The sequence below is a fragment of the Catalinimonas locisalis genome (assembly GCF_038039535.1).
Classification (GTDB): Bacteria; Bacteroidota; Bacteroidia; order Cytophagales; family Cyclobacteriaceae; genus Catalinimonas.
In genome coordinates this window covers 78076-96976 of record NZ_JBBPHP010000026.1, presented here as the reverse complement: position 1 = coordinate 96976, position 18901 = coordinate 78076, and the positions used below count along the sequence as shown (strand labels likewise).

11 protein-coding genes are annotated in these 18901 nt (G+C 41.6%); 7 read left to right on the top strand and 4 right to left on the bottom strand.

Annotated features, from left to right (window positions below; translation table 11 throughout):
- Nucleotides 1-315: 315 nt before the first annotated feature.
- Nucleotides 316-1896, top strand: coding sequence for a sensor histidine kinase (locus WJR50_RS23580; protein ID WP_341295757.1), 1581 nt, complete (start codon nt 316-318; stop codon nt 1894-1896).
- Nucleotides 1897-2078: 182 nt separating this feature from the next.
- Here WJR50_RS23580 and WJR50_RS23575 read toward each other — a convergent pair whose 3' ends face one another.
- Together WJR50_RS23575 and WJR50_RS23570 are read right to left on the bottom strand one after the other, a co-directional pair.
- The gene (locus tag WJR50_RS23575; protein ID WP_341295756.1) at nt 2079-3266 is read right to left on the bottom strand and encodes an endo-1,4-beta-xylanase; all 1188 of its coding nucleotides are present in this window, start codon (nt 3264-3266) and stop codon (nt 2079-2081) included.
- Between the two features lie 36 nt (nt 3267-3302).
- The gene (locus tag WJR50_RS23570) at nt 3303-4388 is read right to left on the bottom strand and encodes a family 43 glycosylhydrolase (protein ID WP_341295755.1); all 1086 of its coding nucleotides are present in this window, start codon (nt 4386-4388) and stop codon (nt 3303-3305) included.
- 179 nt (nt 4389-4567) lie between these two features.
- On the opposite strand from WJR50_RS23570, the gene WJR50_RS23565 reads away from it, so the two are divergent.
- Complete coding sequence (locus WJR50_RS23565; protein ID WP_341295754.1) at nt 4568-5359, top strand: 3-keto-disaccharide hydrolase; 792 nt, start codon at nt 4568-4570, stop codon at nt 5357-5359.
- Between the two features lie 188 nt (nt 5360-5547).
- Nucleotides 5548-6171 (top strand): DUF4136 domain-containing protein, encoded by a 624-nt coding sequence (locus WJR50_RS23560; RefSeq protein WP_341295753.1) that lies wholly within the window; start codon nt 5548-5550, stop codon nt 6169-6171.
- Nucleotides 6172-6222: 51 nt separating this feature from the next.
- On the opposite strand, the gene WJR50_RS23555 is transcribed toward WJR50_RS23560, so the two are convergent.
- Complete coding sequence (locus WJR50_RS23555; RefSeq protein ID WP_341295752.1) at nt 6223-8580, bottom strand: DUF7133 domain-containing protein; 2358 nt, start codon at nt 8578-8580, stop codon at nt 6223-6225.
- A gap of 387 nt (nt 8581-8967) precedes the next feature.
- Here WJR50_RS23555 and WJR50_RS23550 point away from each other — a divergent pair, with 387 nt between their 5' ends.
- Nucleotides 8968-10422, top strand: a complete 1455-nt coding sequence (locus WJR50_RS23550; RefSeq protein ID WP_341295751.1) for a hypothetical protein — start codon at nt 8968-8970, stop codon at nt 10420-10422.
- 54 nt (nt 10423-10476) lie between these two features.
- Here the strand turns inward: WJR50_RS23550 and WJR50_RS23545 are convergent, their stop codons facing one another.
- On the bottom strand, nt 10477-12999 hold the full coding sequence (locus WJR50_RS23545; RefSeq protein WP_341295750.1) for a glycoside hydrolase family 95 protein: 2523 nt from the start codon (nt 12997-12999) through the stop codon (nt 10477-10479).
- Nucleotides 13000-13200: 201 nt separating this feature from the next.
- On the opposite strand from WJR50_RS23545, the gene WJR50_RS23540 reads away from it, so the two are divergent.
- The 3 genes from WJR50_RS23540 to WJR50_RS23530 all read left to right on the top strand — a co-directional run bounded on the left by WJR50_RS23540 (nt 13201) and on the right by WJR50_RS23530 (nt 18888).
- Nucleotides 13201-14073 (top strand): phytanoyl-CoA dioxygenase family protein, encoded by an 873-nt coding sequence (locus tag WJR50_RS23540; RefSeq protein WP_341295749.1) that lies wholly within the window; start codon nt 13201-13203, stop codon nt 14071-14073.
- Nucleotides 14074-14201: 128 nt separating this feature from the next.
- A complete protein-coding gene (locus WJR50_RS23535; RefSeq protein ID WP_341295748.1) occupies nt 14202-17423 on the top strand; it encodes a DUF1553 domain-containing protein in 3222 nt (1073 codons plus the stop codon).
- Between the two features lie 10 nt (nt 17424-17433).
- Nucleotides 17434-18888 carry a DUF1501 domain-containing protein gene (locus tag WJR50_RS23530; protein ID WP_341295747.1) on the top strand — a complete coding sequence of 485 codons (1455 nt, stop codon included), beginning with the start codon at nt 17434-17436 and terminating at the stop codon, nt 18886-18888.
- Nucleotides 18889-18901 lie beyond the last annotated feature (13 nt).

The following is an 18901-nucleotide window of genomic DNA, read 5'->3' as shown; positions in this document are numbered from 1 at the left end:
TGCATAAATCTTTAAGTTTTGGTCAACCTAAAGTTTATTCATTGACCCGCTCTTTTCAAAATTTAAACATGCTCTTAATCAAACTCATTCAAAGTATGATTAGAGAAATCAGTTAAGAGAGGGGTTGCAATAAACCTAATCTTCAATACCGGGATCTTTTTTCTGCTGTTTGACCCAAAATAATCCCTCAGTATAGACAAAATTATATCCCGTCTAAAATGAAAATGCGCAGAATTTTCGTATTAAATTCTGCAATTTATTGCAAAGTTGTTTATGAAAATATTTTAGTAATTTGCTTTCGCAATTTCATTTTTCATGAAAATTTCAAAGCCCTTTTTTACCTCTATACTATTGTTGATCATCAGTATTTTGCTGTTGTTAAACCTCACATTACTGATAAAAAACTTCAAAATAATTAATGAAAATACCCAGATCAAGAAAAGTGCGGAAACGGTAAAGGTTAAAACCACTGACATCATCAGAGCATTACATCTTATGGATTTGGGCATTAGGGGGTATGCTCTTGTTCCTAAAAAAGGGAATGCCGATCTGCTGGATACTGCACAGCTTAATCTTAATACTACTTTCACCTATCTGGAAAGTACACTTAATGCTCAGCATTTCCCTATGAATGACTTTTATGCTTTTCAAGATTCCGTAAATGTTTATCTGAATTATGGTAAAGAAATGCTTAAGCACTTGCAGAATGGTGAGAAAGCAAAATTTATGGAAATTTATCAGGAGGATTATGGCTATAGTACCTGGCTGGATTATCAGAGATTTAACAAACAGGTAGCAAATTTTGAAAATGAAATATTTAATCAAGCTGATACGAACTACAGAAAAGCGCTGAGTAGAAATATCCAGGCATTTGTAGTTTTACTTGTCCTTGTGATTCCCACCTTATTTTATACCGCTTATCATTCCAATCGTACTTACAGTGTGTCAGAACAATTAAGAAAATCTGAACATGAAAAAAATGAAATTCTAAGTGAGCAGAATATCAAATTAGAAAAGCTGGTCAAAGAAAGAACTGAGGAGATAGAGGCACAAAATGAAGAAATCATTGCTCAGAACGATGAGCTCACAGAAGCTAACTATACAATTGAACAACAGAATAAATTGATCAGTGATCAGAATGCCAAGTTGAAGCAGGAAGTAGATAAGCAGACTGAAAATCTTATCAGTGCTAATCATGAACTCATTGAGCGCGTTAAGAAGATGGAACAATATGCTTTCATTGTCTCACATAACTTGAGATCACCAGTAGCGCAAATTTTAGGATTATCTTCTCTCTATAAATACACTGATGATCCTCAACAGATTAAAGAAATATTATCGTATATCTCCCAGTCTACAGAAAAACTGGATGTCATACTCAAGGACCTCAACCAGATACTTGTAATTGAAAATGAAGGTCAAAAACCAATTACTTCCTTCCGACTTGAAGACTGTATTCAAGATGTCATTCTATCCTTAAAAGATGAAATAGAAAGCAATAATGTACAGATTCAACTTGACCTAGAGGTCAATACGATTGAAAGTGTTCAGGCCTACCTTAGCAGTATATTTTACAATCTGCTGAGTAATGCAATCAAGTACAGTAATCCGGAAAAAAATGCAGTGGTATACATTAGCACTTGCTTTAAAAATCAACATGTAGTGATTGAAATCTCTGACAATGGAATAGGGATTGACATGCAAAAGTATGGCAGTGATTTATTTTCACTTTATCGCAGGTTTCATACTCATGTAGAAGGCCGTGGATTAGGACTTTACCTTACCAAGATCCAAATTGAGAATTTAGGAGGAGGTATAGATGTAAAGAGTGAACTTAACCATGGCACTACTTTTTATATCTATTTGCCCTTAAATAAAGAGACGCAGAAAATATAATTTATCAAATAGCTGCAGAGCATAAGCTGGAATAGGCATACACAGATGCAGTAGTATAATACCAGCAATTTTACTTTTCAACAGTATGTTATTCATATGTTATCATCCTGAAAAAAAGCAGTGAGTACAGGGCATCTCTTGTCTTTAATAATCATTGTACTCGCTGCTTTATAGGACTCAGCTTAATTTTCTTCAGCAGTAATCTCTTTTATGAAAGCCACTTCTTCTGGAATATAGGGCGTTCCGTCTTTACGAAAAATATCATGGAACCATAGAGGAGGTTCATCATCATAAGCTTGCTGCCATGAATCCCAGGGGTATATGGTATTGCTTTTTCCGGCCACTAAACCCCAGTTGATCATACCAATCTTATTCTCTTTGGCAATGGGTAAAATGCCCTGAAAAGTACTTCCCTCCGGCCTTGCCATATATTCGGTACATATCATAGGCTTATTGAATTGCTTGAGGTGTTCTACTCTTTGTTGAAAATCTTCGGGAGCAGCATAATTATGAAATGTGATGATGTCAGAATTTGTAAACAACCATCGGTTCATTTCAATCATATTATCAGGACTGGACCAGTCGCCATACCAGGGAGCAGATGTAATTGGCTGACTAGGATTAGCTTCTCTGGCCCAGCCAAAAGCTGCTTTTACCAGTGCCACACCCAGTTCTTTTTTATTTTCCGGTTCTTCTTTCAGGTTATTCACACCATAGCTGTTTGCATTGTCATTATCGGGTTCATTGACAATATCCCAGGCCAGAATCCGATCATCGTCTTTGAAGCTTCCGATCAGGTCCACCACATATTCTTTGAGTTGGGGCCATTTGCTTTTATCTGTCAAAAATTCTTTCCCCGGACTTTGCACCCATCCCGAGTTATGCAGGCCTTGCTTAGGTTCAGGTTGAGTACCTGCTTCAGGATAAGGGTCCCAGACCGAATCAAAAATGACAAGCATAGGGCGTATTCCGTGCTTTTCACAAATGGCTAAAAACTCATTGATTCTTGATTTAAAGCCTTCTTTGTCTTTCCAGTAGGGAATATCATGTAAATACACGCGCATGGTATTCATGCCCAGATCAGCGGCCCAGGCCAGTTCTTTATCAATAAGTTCTGGTGACCAGGTTTCTGCCTGCCACATTTCCAATTGGTTGATGGCATTAGAAGGCACAAAGTTGGCACCCACCAGCCAGGGTTGCTTCGCGTACCAGGCATTGGCTTCTTCTTCACTCCAGACTTCATTAGGAGCAGATGATTGATTATTTTCGCTTTCTTGCTGAGCTTCCTCCTGATTTTCATTGTTGCTACTTTGGCACTGAAAAAACAGTGAGATACATAAAAGTAAAATCCCAAGGCTGGTACTTTTCATACTAATCATTTTCAAATTTATATAGGTTTTCAATTATTATTTTTCGTCAAAAACAGGAGCTACAGTTTGCTCAATACTTGGCTGTTGACCAGCTATTGAAGGCCATCCATTCTCCCAGATAAGCTTGTCCAGCATCAATGAGCGGCGGTTTGTACCATTATCTAATTTGGCATTTTGCTTATCCATGGCATGATAAAGCAACCAATCATTTCCTTCCTCATCAGTGATGATTTCTGCATTATGGCCAGGTCCTGCATAGCCTTTCGTACCCGTGTGCCCCTCAATAAGCAGTTCACCAAATGATCCTTCATCAAGTTGATTTCCATTTCGGTCAACATAGGGACCTAAGAGTGAAGGAGAACGACCTACCAAGACTTTATAAGTACTATTGGCTCCTTCGCAACAGCTTCCGCTAGACCCAAAAAGATAGTAATAATTATTTTTTTTGTAGACATAGGCAGCTTCCAGATGATCTGAAGCTATCTGCTTCTTTTTTCCTTCAGCTTTTGTTCCATCATCGGATAGTTTGACAGCGTATATACCATGAAAGCTGCCCCAAAACAAATATTTATCTCCTCCTTCCTGAATATAGAAGGGGTCAATAGAATTGTCTACCCCAATTTCTTCAGACAGAAACACTTTGCCTTTGTCTGAAAAAGGGCCTTCTGGTGAATCTGCAACAGCCAGCCCAATCCCCGGATTAGGATCTCCCCAGGTGGAAAAGGAATAATACATATAATATTGATCATTGACTTTCGTAACGTCGGGAGCCCATATTCCTCCTCGCTCTTTCCAATTGGGTTTTTGGTGGAAAGCATCTCCTATCAATGTCCAGTTTACCAGATCTTCAGACCTAATGACAGGTATCAAATGATAACCGCCATCCTTACCCCAGTTATCTTCCGTACCATACGCATAGAAGTACTCGCCAGCCTTCACCACGGTAGGATCAGCTAATACAGGTTCAAAAACAGGATTTTGATATAAGTCTTCTTCAAAATCTATCTGATTTTTATCAAAAGAACTGCTTTGGTTTTTAATCTGGTCACTGTCAACACAGGCAGACAAAATGAAATAAAAAGGTAATGCAGTTCCAATACAAAAAATCTTTCTGACAGACATAGATTAAAATTTAAAAATCTAAATACGAATACTATAAAACTATGTACCTTAATTCCTGAGAATCCCCTACAATTTTGTGATATTTAATGACAAATAATTAACCTAATAAATTAAATATCCCCACAGTCAATCTTCATTTTCAATATATTATAGCTTTAACTCATTTAACAGAACATTCAATGAAAATCACAACACAACCTAAAATCACTTTTTTCTCCATAGTACTGATTAGCCTGCTAAGCTTTTCTTCCTTACAGGATATTTTTGCACAGACCGGAGTAGGTGTAAAAGCTCCCAAGAAGGCAGAAGTATATTTTGACGGTAGTCGCAAAATGCTGGATCAAAAATGGACGTACTGGGAAGGCCCACGATTGGCTGCCACACCACCTGTACAATGGAAAATTGTAGAAGACCCGGTAGATGGAGGCACTGTATTGAACAGTAATGACCCCGCTGCCGCCGGAGGAAAATATGGAGCAGCCGATATAGTGACCAAAGATAAGTTTCGTGACTTCAGACTCCATGTTGAGTTTTTGATTCAGCATGAAGGAGGAAATAGTGGTGTTTATTTACAGAATCGCTACGAAATACAGGTATTGGATGGTGATACTACCACACATGGCATGGCAGCAGTTATCAATGAAACGCCTTCTCCTTACCATGCTTACAAAGGACTCGGCAAATGGAACGCTTATGATATTGTTTTCCGTGCTGCTCGTTTTGAAAATGGCAAACGAACCGAAAAAGCTATGCTTACCATGTATTTCAACGGTGAAAAAGTGCATCAAAACCAAACCATAAATCAGGTATGGGGAGGCGCAAACTCTGGTATAGATGGTGGAAACGACGGTGGTAAAGGAATCACAGATACGCCTGGTGGACTGAAGTTGCAGGCAGAAGGGCATGATGTACTTTATCGCAACATCTGGATTGAAGAACTTGATCTAAAAAAAGCGGACACAGATTTTTAGATAATTGTTAGATACTTCTTTTATTTCGCGCAAATCTTAGTCTTCAAGCAGATGAATATAACCTACCCTAAATAATTTGAATTATTTTGAAAAATTAATAAAATCAAAATTTTACCTAACAATTCTGATTTTTTATGGTTTAAAATGTAGAGTTATACGCATAATTTTTTGAACTAAAAAAATAAGATATGAAGTTTTTAAGTATTATTTCAGCACTAATATTTACAACAACAATAGCATACGGACAGGAACGTGAAGTATATGACAAAGTACTGAATGACGCAGCTTTGGGAGAATATCACACCTATGCTATTGGGGATGCCTTCACTGGTTCTGAAAATCAAGAATGGGTTAAATATAGTTCCCTACTGAATAATATGGTAGAAAACTCTGTGGTATACGAGTTGGATACCTATGATTTTGATATGAAAGGTGAGGATGCAGAATTGCTTGTCAATTTTATGATATTTGATGAAGCATATGACGATAAAATCGGTTATATGCCCGGTTTCAGAATTGATGATGAATTCGGTTTTGACGATAACATTTTAAATGAGCTCGGTGACGGAAGTTTGGTAATTAGTATTACTGATATTTCTGAAGGACAAACAGTATGGAGTGGTTTTGTGCCAGGTGCTGTACAAAGCGATGCCTCTCTAAGAGAGCAACAAAAAGACATTCGTCAGTCTGTAAATTTAGCAATGGAAAGGTTTATCTATAAAACTAACTTTGCTAACACACCAGAAAACCGCTTTGACATGGCTACCGAGCCAGTCAATGATGTTGCTCCTGAGGATGACGGAAGTAACTAAAAAAGATTTCTGATTTGCTAACTAATAAGCCGGATTAATTTCCGGCTTTTTTTATGGTACAAACTCCTGTTCGGTAAATGGATCTTGTCGGCTAATTGTGCTTTCCCTTATTTCTTTTACTTGTCCAGATTGGATTGGTTCAGCTTCGTTACTCCACGCATTGCGCACATAGGTCAGTACCGCTGCTAGCTTTTCATCCGTAAACTCTGGGTTTGCTTTCAAGCCAGGCATGATAGGCTGAACATCAGGCTCCTGATATACTTTTCCCATTACTGTAACTGGTCCCTGCAAACCATGTAGTGCTACCAATATAAGCCTTTCTTTAGGTCCGGTTACCCATTCTGAACCATCCAACGGTGGTGCAATGGGTTTCACCCCTTTTCCATTTTCCTGATGACAACCGGAGCAAGTATGTTCATACAAAGATTTTCCCAGTACAAACTGCTCTTTCTCAGCCTTGGAGAAATCTTTACCTTTCATTTGCTGACTCAATTCCGCATTGGCAATAGCCCCACCAAGAGCGTTTAATATCTCATCATCATCTGCATTATTTTCAGCAATCATCGCCTGAAGTTGCTTTTCTTTACCATACGCGCTGCTTAGTACAGCTTCCTGAACCAAATGATCATCTCCAAATGCTAGAGCGATATCTTTCAGGTAAGACATCACTCTGGATGAATCCGATTGCATAAACTCGCCCAGACTCAAAGCTAACTGTAGCTGTATCTGCAAACTGTCATGAGAAGCAAGTGCTTCATACATGGCTAGAGTTTCTTCAGCAAATTGATTATCTGCATTTTGCTCCCCTATCCTCATGGTGGCTGCCTTCACCTTCGTATCCTCAGATTGTATGCCCAGTTTAAGCGTTTCCGGATCAGTCTGTTGTAACCCTTCCAAAGTCCAAATGGCATGCAGTTGAGCAACATGATTTCCATTTTTTAAGACTTCTTTAAGCTGAGGGATAATCTCCTGATGGTTTCTTTCTACTAAAAATCTTTGCGCCTCATCTCTCCACCAGCCATTGGGGTGAGAGAGATATTCTACCAATTGTTCATCATTTGCTTCCTGTAAATTGGGCATATCAGTATCTCCCAAATTATCTTTCAACTCCTCAAACCAGCTTTTTTCGTAGACAATCCTGTAAATTCTTCCCAGACCTACTGGCTTTTCAAGTCCACGGGACAAAATCTGTTCTCTCAGATAATCTGTCACATAGGTTTTATGTTGAATGATACCCCTATACATATCCACCATATACAGATTACCATCGGGACCATTATACATACTTACCGGGCGAAAGCGCTCATCAGTTGAGGCTAAAAATTCTTTGCCTTGATAAGCTGGCTCTGCAGAAATATAAGGTCCATCTTCACTCAGAATATTTCTTTTTACTAAATTACCCGCAGGTTCTGGTACGAAAGCATTGCCCTGATATTCTTCAGGAAATTGATTTCCTCGGTATATGACCGGTCCACTGGCAGCGGTAAATTTTGCCAGTTTACCTTCTTCATCCAGCATTTCTTCCTTATATCCTCGGTTAATGCCTTGGTTAGGACGAATAGGATACACCTGCTGATCTTCAGCGATTTCTATATTGACACTGAATTCAGGATTCATATACGGATTTCGGTTCATCATATTAGGCGGAACCAGATCTCCTCTTAGCTGATTGGAATTTGTATTATAGTAAAGTCTTCCGTAATTATCCTGTGTAATTCCCCATTGCCCTCTGAACTCTGTTTCCTGCTTGGTCCAGGTTTTGTCTTGTGCATCGTAACGATACCTCGCTCTGGATTTGGCATTGTAATACCAGTTATCCATAGCTCTCAGCATACCGTTGGGCTGATGTTCCACATTACCTCCTACTGCATATACCGAATCAATCAGTACTTTCTTTCCCGGCTTATCGTTTTTGTTTTCTACAAACCATAAATTAGGTGGAGTTACATAGATTATCCCATCATCTACCATCCTGATGACACGTGGGAGTACCAATCCATCCAGAAAAACTTTGGACTCATCCATTTGTCCATCCCCGTCAATATCTTCTAAAATGACAATCCTTCCATTAGGTTCATTTTCGCCATTACCCTCAATATCAGGCATATAACCTCTCATCTCAGCTACCCATATACGACCTTTGCTATCAAAAGTCATCGCCACAGGATCATTGATCAAAGGTTCACTGGCTACGAGTTCTATGCGAAATCCATCCTCTATCTGAAATGTCTGCAAAGCCTCTTCGGCACTTAAAACGGGAGCAGAAGTGAATAACACTGAATCAGGCACTGGTTTTACAGTACTATCTTTATGGAAAAGAGAAATACTACCTGAACCAATAAAAGAAAAGAAAATGATTGAAAAGCTTAGAATGGTAAAAATAGCGATAAGAACTGTTCTTCCTTTCATATGAAAATGATGAGATGCTTAGTTTTTACTAATTTTGTTTGTAAAAGGTGCAGAAGAAACACCCATAAAACCCCTAATATAAGGATTGTGATCAGGTAATACCTAATCAAGAGGCTTGCTTTTTGAAAAAGACTAAAGTTATTATTCTTTTTCAATCTTCTGGTCAGTAGAAGCGCTCAACTGCAATATGGTCACTGCACATATTCTTTATGATATAGATCATGAATTTCATCTTACCAACGGCTTTTCAACGCTGCATCTTTTATTTTAGTTTATTAAGCCATTATTCAGCCTTGTGGATATTTTTTATCCACTTAATATTGAAGTGCTTTTGCTTTATTATTATTTATTGTTTTATACTTATTAACAACAACCTTATTGATACCTATGAAAATCATAAGCTTACTGGCTTTTATTGTGCCAAGCATTATTCACACCCTCAGCGCTCAAACCAGCAACATTTTTCAGCTTCACCCTGATAATCCTCATTACTTTTTATACAACAATCAACCTACAGTAGTGGTAGGTTCTGGTGAGCATTATGGCGCAGTGATCAATCTGGGTTTTGATTATAGGACCTACCTTGAAAGTCTGGGAGAAGATAAGCTTAATAATACACGTTTGTTTACTGGCGCATATGTGGAGAAGTTGGGAGATTTTGGTATTCAAAAAAATACGCTGGCACCTGCGGCAGGCAGGCTGATTCTGCCCTGGAAACGATCTGCTGAGCCTGGCTATACCCTCGGAGGTAACAAGTTTGACCTCAGTCAGTGGGATGAAGCTTTTTTTGAAAGGCTGAAAGACTTTATGCAGGTTGCTGCAGATAATGATGTAATTGTAGAAGTTACCTTGTTCTCAGCACATTATGCCAACGGATGGAATTACAGCGCGTTTAATCTTCAGAATAATGTCAACCAAACTTCAGCCGTACGTTCTGCTTTAGTCAATACCCTGAAGAATGGAAATATTTTAGAACATCAGGAGCGCTATGTTCGCAAGATTGTACGTGAACTTAATGCATTTGACAACCTTTACTATGAGATTCAAAATGAACCCTGGGCGGAGGAACCTGATCTGGTATTCAACAGAAATCCTTACGGACCGGAAGAAGACTGGCGTTCACAAGTGCAAGTCGTATCACAGAAATCCAATGACTGGCAAAGAGAGGTGGCAGCATGGATCAAAGATGAAGAAAGTGCATTGTCCAAAAAACATTTGATTTCACAAAACATCAGCAATTTTGAGTATCCCATCACTGATGCTGACCCCAATATTTCCATTTTCACTTTTCATTACTCCTTTCCGGGAGCAGTGTACCAGAACTATTATCTGGACCTTGCCATAGGGCTAAATGAAACGGGTTTTGCCGGTCAGGCTGATTCTACTTACCGCAGACAGGCCTGGCGTTTTCTGATGGCGGGAGGTTCGCTTTTCAGTCATCTTGATTATTCTTTTTCAGTAGGTTCAGAAGCAGGGACTGATACTACTTATGAAGCCCCCGGGGGTGGCAGCCCTGAACTAAGAAAACAACTCGGCATACTAAAATACTTTTTTGAGGAACTGGATTTTGTCAAACTAAAACCTGATTTTCTGACAGTTAAGGCCTCACCTGGCGCAAAAAGCCTGACCTTAAGTGACCAGCAATCACTCTGGGTAATTTATCTGGAACCTATGGCGACGCGGTCATACCCACTTACACTCAATCTACCAGAGGGTACTTATGAAGCTGCCTGGATAGCGGTAGAGAGTGGTAAACCATTGGGTAGCATGGCCGTAGAAGGCAATCAACTCAATGTGCCTGATTCTTCAGGAGATAAAGCAGTAGTGATCCGCAAAAAGTAAATAAGATTGGTAGCACAAAGCTTCAAATCATTTTCAGTTGTGCTACCCGGCTTGTTATTCAGCAAGCAACTCAACAGTTTGCCCTGCTTCTATTTCAATATCATATTCATAGTATTCCGGCAATTGAGGTTCAAGGGTTAACTCACTGTTATTCACCGGATTTCCGGGATCAATGGGTGTCATCAGTGGATTAGGACTTCTCCCGGAAGCCTGGCGGATAGTTTCATTCTCCTGTAATGGCCACTCAGTACGTATTCTGAACGGACCGCCTTTTTCTGAAGTAATGGTGGAGGAAGTAAGTTTGCCTTCAGCCCATACTACATCTACTTCAAAATCACCTCTTGCTTTCAATCCACTCACACTTCCCTCTGACCAATCGGAAGGCAGGGCTGGTAACAGGTGAATAGCTCCGGCATGGCTTTGCATAAGCATTTCAGCAATACCTGCACAAACCCCAAAATTACCATCTATCTGGAAAGGAGGATGGGCATCAAACAGATTAAGATACAATCCACCACCACTATATTCTACGCCATCCATCAGTATTGGATTGAAGAGATTTTTAATAATGACATAAGCATGATCTCCGTCCAGAAGCCTTGCCCAGGCATTGGTTTTCCAACCCATGGACCAGCCAGTGGCTTTATCTCCCCTTAGTAACAAGGCATTTTTGGCCGCAGCAAACAGTTCAGGGCTTGTCCAGGGTGTGATCTGATTTCCCGGGTGTAAAGCATACAAATGAGAAATGTGCCTGTGCTGTGGATCTTCGGATTTAAAATCTTCGTTCCATTCCATTAGTCTGCCTTCTTCGTTGATCTGCAAAGTTTGTAGTCTGGCAATTTTATCTTCCAGTTCAGTAGCATAATCATCATCTATCCCTAAGGTTTTGGCTGCTTCGGCAGTGCGGACCAGCATCTCCCTGGTAAGGGCCAGATTCATGGCAGTACCCCTGCTCACTGCGCTAAGTTCTCCCCTTTCGTTGTAAAACTGTAGCTCAGGTGAAACGCCAAAAAAGGGTTCCAATTTACCTTCTTCATTTTCCACCAAAATACCCTCCAGATATTGACTATTGCCTTTCATGATGGGATAAGCGGTTTCTCTTAAAAAGCTGGTGTCAGCAGTAAAAAGATAATGTTCGTAGAGGTGAGCAGACATCCATGTACCTCCCATATTCCAGTTGGCCCATACCGGATTACCTTCCCCCAAATCCCCAACCGGAGCTGTTTGTGCCCAGATATCTCCGTTGTGGTGGGCTGTCCAGCCCTCTACATCATAATTGACTCTCGCAGTTTCTTTTCCATTCTTAGCCAGGTCTGCAACGTAAGTGAAAAAAGGCTGATGCGTCTCAGTCAGATTTGTTACCTCAGCAGGCCAGTAATTCATCTGCGCGTTGATGTTCATGGTGTAGTTAGAACTCCAGGGCGGACGTACACTCTCTGACCAGATGCCCTGTAAATTCGCCGGCTGACTTCCCGGACGAGAAGAAGCAATCAGGAGGTAGCGCCCGTACTGAAACACCAGGGCCACCAGGCTGGGATCAGGATCATTCTGAAAGTTAACCAGCCTTTCGCGAGTATTTTGCGCACTTTTTTCATTTTCCGGCAATTTTAGACTTACCCTTCCATAAAGATTTTGATGATCTTCAACATGAGTGTTTTTCAGCGCCTCATAAGTCTTGGCCGATGCTTTTTCTATTTTCTCAGCCACCACAGGTATAGGGTCTACACCTTCTTTGCCAGGAGATTTCCACCTTCCGTTAAAACTGGTAGCCGAAGCCAGGATCAGGTAGGCCTCATCTGCTCCTTCCAGCTTAAGGGTATTTTCATCTGTACTTAGGCTTCCTCCCGTATGCATTACCTTCAGCCAGCTTTCTGCTTCCATACCTTCACCTTCCCAATTTTCATATATGACGGCTTCATCCCCCTGAAACTGTCCGCGATAGTTGGGCTCCACATGCCTGGCGGCTTTGCATCGGAGCTTGAGCATATCATCCTCAGTATACACCTCATGCATCACCCGGCTGTCAAAGCTGGCAGTAAAAGATATTTTACCCTCCTGATCAGCAGTCAGGCGAATTACCATCACATCATCGGGAAAAGAGGAAAAATATTCTCTTTCAAATTCAGTCCCCTCACTATCATAGCGCACATGCGATAAAGCTTTATCCAATTCAAGATCACGGTAATAAGACGAACCCTCGTGTCCAAAATCCAGAATTAAATCACCCAACGGCTGGTATGACTGGTTGAAAGGTCCCTGCATTTGCTTGGCAAGCTCATGAGCCCTTGAATATTCTCTGTTTCTGAGTGCTTCTTTCAGGGCTGGAATTACCCTGCCCGCTTCAGGATTATTCCAATCTTTGGGAAAACCTGACCAGAAAGTATCATGATTAAAACGAATGGTATCAGCAGAAATCCCTCCGAATATCATGGCACCGTAGCTTCCGTTCCCGATAGGCAGTGCCTCTTCAAAAACGCTGGCCTCTTCCTCATACAACAAAGTATACTCCTGAGCATGACTCTGTCTGAGGGTTAAAAAAATCAGTATAAGTGATGATGCTAGGCTTAATATCCTCATAGGTTTGTAGGTCGTGGACAAATGATTTTAAAACGCTAAGTTAATACGCAAATCAAGAATGGACCAGCATATTTATCATCATTAATAGGATTAACTTTGCTCAGTATAAATAATTTTAGTAAATCTTCTCCAGACTTCAGCATTTTGAAAACTGAACTGTTATTTTCAAATAAAAAATCAATCTGACAACCTATGCAACCCATGAAAGACTACGCTAGTGAACATCAGCCTGTTTCTCAATTGTTCAAGCAACCACAAAATTCTGAGGAATGGGAACAGTATAAACTCACTGATGATCAGGTGGCTTTTTTTCATGAAAATGGTTACCTCGCCAACATCAAGCTGCTGGAAGAATGGCAGGTAGACCAACTGAACGAAGAACTGGCCGCCATAACCGAACCTGCTCATCCCGGAAATTCGCTTTTTTATGAGTTTCATTCCAATGAATCCACTGATCCCAATGCTGTCCTTTTTCATTCACTGGGACACTGGCGCATTACCCCCGGTTTTCATGATATTCTCTGGAACCCGGCTTTCGTGATGGCTGCCAGCCAATTGCTGGGCAATCAGAGTATTCGTTTCTGGCACGATCAACTGTTCTGCAAACCTGCCCGACATGGGGGCGTAGTGGCCTGGCATCAGGACTACTCCTATTGGACCCGTACCCAACCAATGCAGCACCTCACCTGCTGGACTGGCCTGGATGATGCCAATATTGATAATGGCTGTTTGTATTATGTACCAGGAAGTCACAAATGGGGTCTTCTGGATAAGCCTGAACTGGCGGGCGATATGGAAGGGTTGATGGATTACCTGACAGAGGAACAGAAAGCTGAGTTCAAGCCCATTCCGATAGAAATGAAAAAAGGCTTTGGTACTTTTCATCACCCACTGATGGTACATGGATCATATGCCAACAAATCTCCCCGTTCACGCCGGGCTTTTGTACTCAATGTATTTGCTGATGGTACACGTTCAAATACTGATGATGTACTTTTAGAGGGTGTGCCTGTAATCCACAAAGGGCATAAGATGGAAGGTAAATTCTTTCCGCTGTTATATAATGCTCAATAAAATCAACTGAGTTGTGCTCAAGTGATCAATCCTGAGTAATATTTTGCTTATGCTCATTAGGATTTGCATACCGTTGTAAAATGTATTAATTATATTCATAGTGGCTATGCAATAACCTATTCTTCCCTATGTATTTGGCTTATTTATTTAGTTCTTTTAATTCACATTTCAGGCTGTGGAAATTTTCCCTGTCGGGCTTGCTGTTTTTATTCAGCTGTAGTGGATATGAAAAGCCAATTGACCTCAAGGAAGCTGAAGCGCAGCTCCCTGATAAGGTAGACTTCAACCTGCATGTCAAACCTATACTTTCCGACAATTGCTTTTTCTGTCATGGCCCTGACCAAGCAAGCCAGGAAGCAGGACTGGAACTGGCAACTCCCGAAGGTGCTTTCGCTGCCCTCAAAGACAATCCTGATGCCCATGCGATTGTACCTGGCAAACCAGGAAAAAGTGAAATGTATCATCGCATTATCAGTGAAGACGCTGATTACCGGATGCCTCCCCCCGAATCCAACCTGACACTTACAGCTTATGAAAAGGCTGTACTTACCCGCTGGATTGAAGACGGGGCTGAATACAAACCGCACTGGGCTTTCATCAAACCAGAAAAACAAGCCTTGCCTCAGGTTAACAATCAAGATTGGGTACGTAATCCTATTGATCAGTTTGTGCTGGCCAAGTTAGAACAAAATGGGAAGCAACCTTCCCAAGAGGCAGATAAGGAGACACTCCTGCGCAGAGTTAGTCTGGACCTGACCGGTTTACCCCCCACATTGGAAGAGATAAATGCTTTTCTAGCTGATAAGTCGGAAGATGCCTATGAAAAGGTGGTGGACAGATTGCTGGCTTCTCCCCACTACGGAGAGCACATGACAATAGACTGGATGGATGCCTCACGCTATGCCGATACCCACGGTTATACCGTGGACCGTTACCGTCCTATGTGGCCCTGGCGAGACTGGGTGATCAAAGCGTTTAACCAAAACATGCCTTTTGATCAGTTTGCCACCTGGCAACTGGCAGGAGATCTGCTGCCTAACCCAACGAGAGAACAAAAATTAGCTACTGCCTACAATCGTAACCATGCGCAGAATATGGAAGGTGGGATCGTCAATGAAGAATTCAGAGTAGAATATGTGGCGGATCGTACCAATACCCTGGGAACAAATTTTTTAGGTTTAACAGTAGAATGTGCCCGCTGCCACGATCATAAATATGATCCAATCTCGCAGAAAGAATACTATCAGCTGTTTGGCTTTTTTAATCAGGTAGATGAAGCCGGTCAGATTTCCTGGGATGATGCTATGCCTGTACCCACCATTTTGCTGACTGATGAAAAAGAAGACAGTCTGCTGGCTTTCATAGATCAAAAAATTGCTGAATCAGAAAAAAATATTGAACGGATCAGGAAGGAAAAGAAAAAAGGTTTTGAACGCGTGATCAATGATCCATCCTTTCCTTCTATTCTTGATCTAAAAGATGGATTACAAGCCCATTTTGATCTGGATCAGTTGCATCAGGATGAATTCCTGAGTAAAGTTTCTTCTTCCCAAAAGGCTTCCATTGCTGATCCTGTACTGGTTGAAGGGAAGAAGGGGAAAGCTCTAAAACTAAATGGAGATGAAGCCCTGGATTTGGGAGAAGTGGGCGTATTTAGCCGCGCTAATCCTTTCACAATCTCACTTTGGGTCAACATCCCTGAAAAGCAAAAAGAAGGTGTAATTTTCCATAAAGGAAGCGGTGCCATTCTCTACAACTTCCGGGGCTATCATCTGGCTCTGCGCGACAATAAATTTGAATTATTGATGGCCCATACCTGGCCTTATAATAACATTATCAAACTCTCGGAAAATACTGCGCCTAAAGAGGAATGGCTTCATCTGGCGGTCACCTACGACGGCAGCAGCAAAGCAGACGGATTAAAGCTTTATATCAATGGCGCTGCGCAGAATATGCAGACTGAAAAAAATAATCTGTACAAAGACATCTTATTTCCATTTATGGATAAAGAACCCGGTTTGCAAATCGGTGCCCGCTGGAGAGGAGTAGGTTTTAAAAACGGATTGGTAGACGAAATCAAGGTTTATAACCGAACCTTGAGCAGCCCTGAAATTGCTGCGATGTCTGGTTTAACTACCTTAGCCAGTGAAACTTCTTCCATCACTTCAGCACAGGAATATTATGATTATTATCTCTACCATCAGGTTCCTGCCTACAAAGCTCAACTCAAAAAACTGGAGAAACTTAGAGAGGAAAGAAACACCCTGATAGAGCAGGTAGATGAGATGATGGTGATGGATGAACTGGAAAAGCCACGACCTACCTTTGTGCTGGAAAGAGGTGCCTATGACGCGCATGGTGAAACGGTAGAACCAAGTACCCCTGACCATATTTTATCTTTCCCTGATTCCCTGCCCCAAAACCGCCTGGGATTAGCCAAGTGGTTGTTTCACCAAGATCACCCACTTACTGCAAGGGTGATGGTCAACCGATTCTGGCAGCACTATTTTGGCAAAGGTCTGGTGAGCACTTCCGCTGACTTTGGCAACCAGGGTAATCTCCCCTCCCATCCTATGCTACTTGATTGGCTGGCTGTACAGTTCAGAGCATCAGGCTGGGATATCAAAGCCATGCAGAAACTGATTGTGATGTCAGCTACTTATCGCCAATCTTCCTTTGCTACCGAAGAGCAGTTACAAAATGATCCTGACAATCTTTTGCTTGCCCGTGGACCTTCTACTCGTCTCAGTGCAGAAGTACTACGCGACCATGCCCTGGCCTCCAGTGGATTGCTGGTCAAAAAAATCGGAGGTCCGAGTGTCAAACCCTACCAGCCTGATGGTTTATGGGCATTCAATGGTGCAAGCTATCAACAGGATGAAGGTGATAAACTTTTTAGAAGGAGCCTTTACACTTTTTGGAAAAGAACAGTACCTCCGCCAACTATGAACACTTTTGACGCACCTGATCGCAGCTATTGTGTAGTAAACCGTCAGGAAACCAGTACGCCACTACAAGCTTTGATTCTGCTCAATGATCCTCAGTTCGTGGAAGCCAGCCGGCACATTGCCCATCAGGTCATTACTAACAAAGATAAAGATGAAGACAGGATCAACATGGCTTTTCGTCTGCTGACCGGGCGTAGTACCAAAGACATTGAGATGAAAGTTTTATTAAACTTATTAAAAAATGAACTGGCTAACTTTGAAGAAAATCCTAAAAAAGTAGAAGGTTGGCTCAGCAGTGGAGAAAGCCCTTTAGAAAATAAGACAGATATAAAAATTCTTGCTTCTTATACCGTAGTCGCCAGTGCTATCATGAATTCAGACGCATTCATCACCAAAAGATAATTTAAGAGCTATGTCCAGCGAGAAAGAAATCACGCATATTGCCAGCAGCCTGAACCGAAGAACCTTTCTGGCCAAAACAGCCATGGGTTTGGGAGCGGCTGCATTGGGTTCTATGCTCAACCCTTCTTCTGTTTTTGGAAAAGCAAATACATCCGGTGGTATTCTTCCTTCACCTCATTTTGCACCCAGGGCAAAACGTGTAATTTATCTTTTCCAAAGTGGCGGACCATCTCAGTTGGAAACTTTTGATTACAAGCCTCATCTGGAAAAAATGCACGGCCAGGAACTCCCTGACTCAGTGCGTAAAGGGCAGCGACTTACCGGAATGAGTGCTGGTCAATCTTCCTTGCCTCTGGCTGGCTCCACTTATTCTTTTCAGCGATACGGAAAGAGCGGTACCTGGGTGAGTGAACTGATGCCTTATACCGCTCAGGTGGTGGATGAACTCTGTTTCATCAAAAGCATGCATACCGATGCCATCAACCATGATCCGGCCATCACTTTCTTTCAAACCGGTTCTCAACTGGCAGGCAGGCCCAGCATAGGCTCATGGCTCAATTACGGCTTGGGATCTGATAATGAGAATCTGCCTGCTTTTATTGTTTTGGTTTCCAAAAACGCTGGTGGGCAACCACTTTATGCTAGACTTTGGGGAAACGGTTTCCTGCCCTCCCGTCATCAGGGTGTACAGTTTCGTTCCGGCAATGATCCAGTGCTGTATCTAAACGATCCTAACGGATATCACAGCAGTGACCGGCGCAGTATGCTTAATTATCTGAAAGAATTGAACAAGGCTCAAATGAGCATTTACGGAGATCCGGAAATTCAAAATCGCATCGCTCAGTATGAGATGGCTTTTCGTATGCAGACTTCTGTACCCGAAGTAACGGATATGTCGGATGAGCCCGACTGGGTATTTGATATGTATGGCGATGATTCCAGAGATCCTGGTACGTACGCTGCCAATTGTCTTATGGCTAGAAGGTTGATAGAACGAGATGTCAAGTTTGTACAGCTTTATCATCAGGGATGGGACCAACATAACGATCTACCTGCTGGTATCAAAAGTCAGTGTAAAAAAACCGATCAGGCTTCTGCAGCCCTTATAAAAGACCTGAAACAGAGAGGATTGCTGGAAGACACACTGGTGATTTGGGGAGGCGAATTTGGACGAACCAATTATTCGCAAGGCAAGCTGACCAAAGACAATTATGGTCGTGATCATCACCCTCGCTGCTTTACCATGTGGATGGCAGGTGCAGGTGTCAAAAAAGGATTTACATTGGGAGAGACCGATGAGTTTGGCTACAACATAATCAAAGATCCGGTTCACGTTCATGACTTCCAGGCCACCCTTCTCCATCTCCTGGGAATAGACCATGAGCGGCTAACTTTCAAACATCAGGGAAGAAGATACAGGCTAACTGATGTGCATGGAAATGTCATCAAACAGGTACTCGCTTAAGCTGTATATTTTT

Bases quoted from the DNA above. Each gene is read 5' to 3' on its own strand.
- WJR50_RS23580 (WP_341295757.1), top strand. From the start codon at position 316: ATGAAAATTTCAAAGCCCTTTTTTACCTCTATACTATTGTTGATCATC.
- WJR50_RS23575 (WP_341295756.1), bottom strand. From the start codon at position 3,266: ATGAAAAGTACCAGCCTTGGGATTTTACTTTTATGTATCTCACTGTTT.
- WJR50_RS23545 (WP_341295750.1), bottom strand. From the start codon at position 12,999: ATGAGGATATTAAGCCTAGCATCATCACTTATACTGATTTTTTTAACC.
- WJR50_RS23530 (WP_341295747.1), top strand. From the start codon at position 17,434: ATGTCCAGCGAGAAAGAAATCACGCATATTGCCAGCAGCCTGAACCGA.
- WJR50_RS23560 (WP_341295753.1), top strand. From the start codon at position 5,548: ATGAAGTTTTTAAGTATTATTTCAGCACTAATATTTACAACAACAATA.
- WJR50_RS23535 (WP_341295748.1), top strand. From the start codon at position 14,202: ATGTATTTGGCTTATTTATTTAGTTCTTTTAATTCACATTTCAGGCTG.
- WJR50_RS23540 (WP_341295749.1), top strand. From the start codon at position 13,201: ATGAAAGACTACGCTAGTGAACATCAGCCTGTTTCTCAATTGTTCAAG.
- WJR50_RS23565 (WP_341295754.1), top strand. From the start codon at position 4,568: ATGAAAATCACAACACAACCTAAAATCACTTTTTTCTCCATAGTACTG.
- WJR50_RS23570 (WP_341295755.1), bottom strand. From the start codon at position 4,388: ATGTCTGTCAGAAAGATTTTTTGTATTGGAACTGCATTACCTTTTTAT.
- WJR50_RS23550 (WP_341295751.1), top strand. From the start codon at position 8,968: ATGAAAATCATAAGCTTACTGGCTTTTATTGTGCCAAGCATTATTCAC.
- WJR50_RS23555 (WP_341295752.1), bottom strand. From the start codon at position 8,580: ATGAAAGGAAGAACAGTTCTTATCGCTATTTTTACCATTCTAAGCTTT.